General features: G+C 67.4%; 2 protein-coding genes. Both read right to left on the reverse strand.

What is annotated here, in order from left to right:
* Positions 1–1677, reverse strand: a 1677-nt coding sequence (gene pgaA / locus BIS11_RS15965; RefSeq protein ID WP_253586523.1) for a poly-beta-1,6 N-acetyl-D-glucosamine export porin PgaA, incomplete at its 3' end; no start/stop codon positions are given.
* Positions 1678–1854: 177 nt separating this feature from the next.
* On the reverse strand, positions 1855–2129 hold a 275-nt coding region (locus tag BIS11_RS15970; RefSeq protein ID WP_253586524.1), incomplete at its 5' end, for a LysR family transcriptional regulator substrate-binding protein.

A 2129-nucleotide genomic window follows, 5' to 3' on the forward strand; every position in this document is an offset into this window, starting at 1 on the left:
GAAGGGGCGCGAGCCGCGGGCGTCGCGCGGTCCATCCAGGCGCACTTGCGAGCGCCACTCTTTCGATGCCTGGGTGCCCGTGCCGTCGCCGGTGGCGCGCGTGACGGTGGCGCTGAGCTGCGGCGCCCGGGCTTCGCGCCACTCCCGAGCCAGCTCGTCACGGGAGGCGCTGGGGCGCGCTTCGCTGATCTCGCGGGCGATCTCGGTCGTGGTGCCTTCCCACTGGCCGCGCTGCAGGCGCGCCAGAAGCACGCCGTGCTCGGCCTGGTAGCGCTGGTCCGGCGGCAGCAGGGTCTCGGCCATCCGATAGGAGGTTTCGGCTTCGCGCGGCCAGCCCCGGTCGCGCTCGAGGTCGCCCTTGGTTATCCAAAGATACGGCTCGCCCGGGGCCTGGGCCTGGTAGCTCGCCAGCCGCTCGCTGGCCTCGTCCATCTGCCCGCGCCAGGCGGTCAGGAGGACATCGAGCATGAGAATCTTCTGGTAATTGGTGTTGTCGATCTGAACGGTGCGGGTGAAGTCCCAACGGTACTCCGGCTCCTTGCCAAGCCAGCTCTGCAGCAGCCGGTCGGCCTCCTTGAAACGCTGGGCGTCGGTGTAGCTGTAGAAGAGCCCTTCGTTGAGCGGGTCGTCCGGGTCCACGGCCATCTGCGGCGAGCGGCGGATCAGCTCGCGGTAGAGGGTGGCGGCTTCATCCGGGCGTCCCAGCCCGTTCAACGCCAGGGCGCGAGCGCGCAGCACGTAGTCGGGCAGGGCACCGTACTGAAGCTCGAGTCGCATCGACAGCGCCTCGGCCTCGCTGAAGCGGCGCAGCTCCGACAGCGCCACCACCTTGTCGTACTCGGCGCGGGTCTCGAGCTCGTCGGGCAGGCCCGGCGCGGCCAGCACCGAATCGAGCTGGGCCAGCCCGCTGGCCGTGCGGTTGGGCTGGTCGGTATGAATGCCCAGGCGGATATCGGTCACCGCCTCGTAGTAGGCAAGCCACAGCCGGTCGCTGGCCGCGAAGGTGTCCGGGTGTGCGAGCATCAGCTCACGCGCGGCGCTGCTGGCGCCGAGCCCCACTGCCAGGCGGTAGACCGCCTGGAGCTCGCCGGTGTTGTCGGTATCGCGCTCGACCAGCGCCTGGCGGGCGGCGAGCTCCTGTACCGGGTTCTGGGTCTGGGAGGCGAGATAGCCGCGCGCCTCGAGCCCCTGGGTGGTGCTGCCCGCAAGGCGCTCGTAGCGCTCTAGCGCGATACCGGCTTCGGTATAGCGCTGCTGGTCGGTGTAGACGAGCGCCTGGCCGAGCAGGGCCTGGGTGGCCTCCGGGTCGCGCTGCGCGAGCGCCTGATAGTAGACAAGCGCCTGATCGAAGGCCTGGACGCTTCTCGCCGCGCTCCCCAAGGTCTCGAGTTCGCCGGCCTGGTACTGCTCGACTCGGCAGCCGGTGCAGACATCGAGAGCCTGCTGGTAACGCTCGGCGCGCACCAGCAGCGCGATCAGATCCGCCCGCACACGCTCGTCGCCGGTCTGGGCGTAAAGGCGCTCGAGGCCCGCGATGGCCTCAGGAAGCGCCCCCTCGCGCGCTTCGCGTACCAGCGATTCGCGGGTCACGTCCGTGCTGCTCTGGGCCTGGGCCGCTCCAGCCACCAGGCTTGCGAGCAGGCTCAAGGGCCACAAAGGGCGAAGGCGATCATGCATGATGAGTGTCCTACACAGGCCGATGAAGTGACACTTGTGTAATTAAGTGTAACTTTTAGTGTATAGGAGTATCTGAAATGTAAAACTAGCCTAAAACGTGAACCTGATGACCAGCGAGGCCCCGCCCATATCACGTCCGCTTGCTACGCCCGACCTAGAAAAAGCGCATGACATTTCTCATCTTGCTTTCGGCGCCTGGCCTTGGCTTTCAAGCGCGTCGATCAGCTCGAGCGCGGCGTTGGAGAGCGTGCGGCGGGTATGCACCAGGTAGCCCAACGGGCGCTCGAGGGGGGGAGTATCAACCTCGAGCTCGATCAGCTCACCCTCCACCATGCCCTGGGGCAGCACGCTCCAGCCAAGGCCGACATTGCACAGCATCTTCAGCGTCTCGAGATAGTTGGTGGCAACGGACACCTGAAGCACCAGACCCGCCTGCTCGAAGCGGCGCTGGG

It is taken from the genome of Halomonas sp. 707D4 (genome assembly GCF_024158685.1).
GTDB lineage: Bacteria > Pseudomonadota > Gammaproteobacteria > Pseudomonadales > Halomonadaceae > Vreelandella.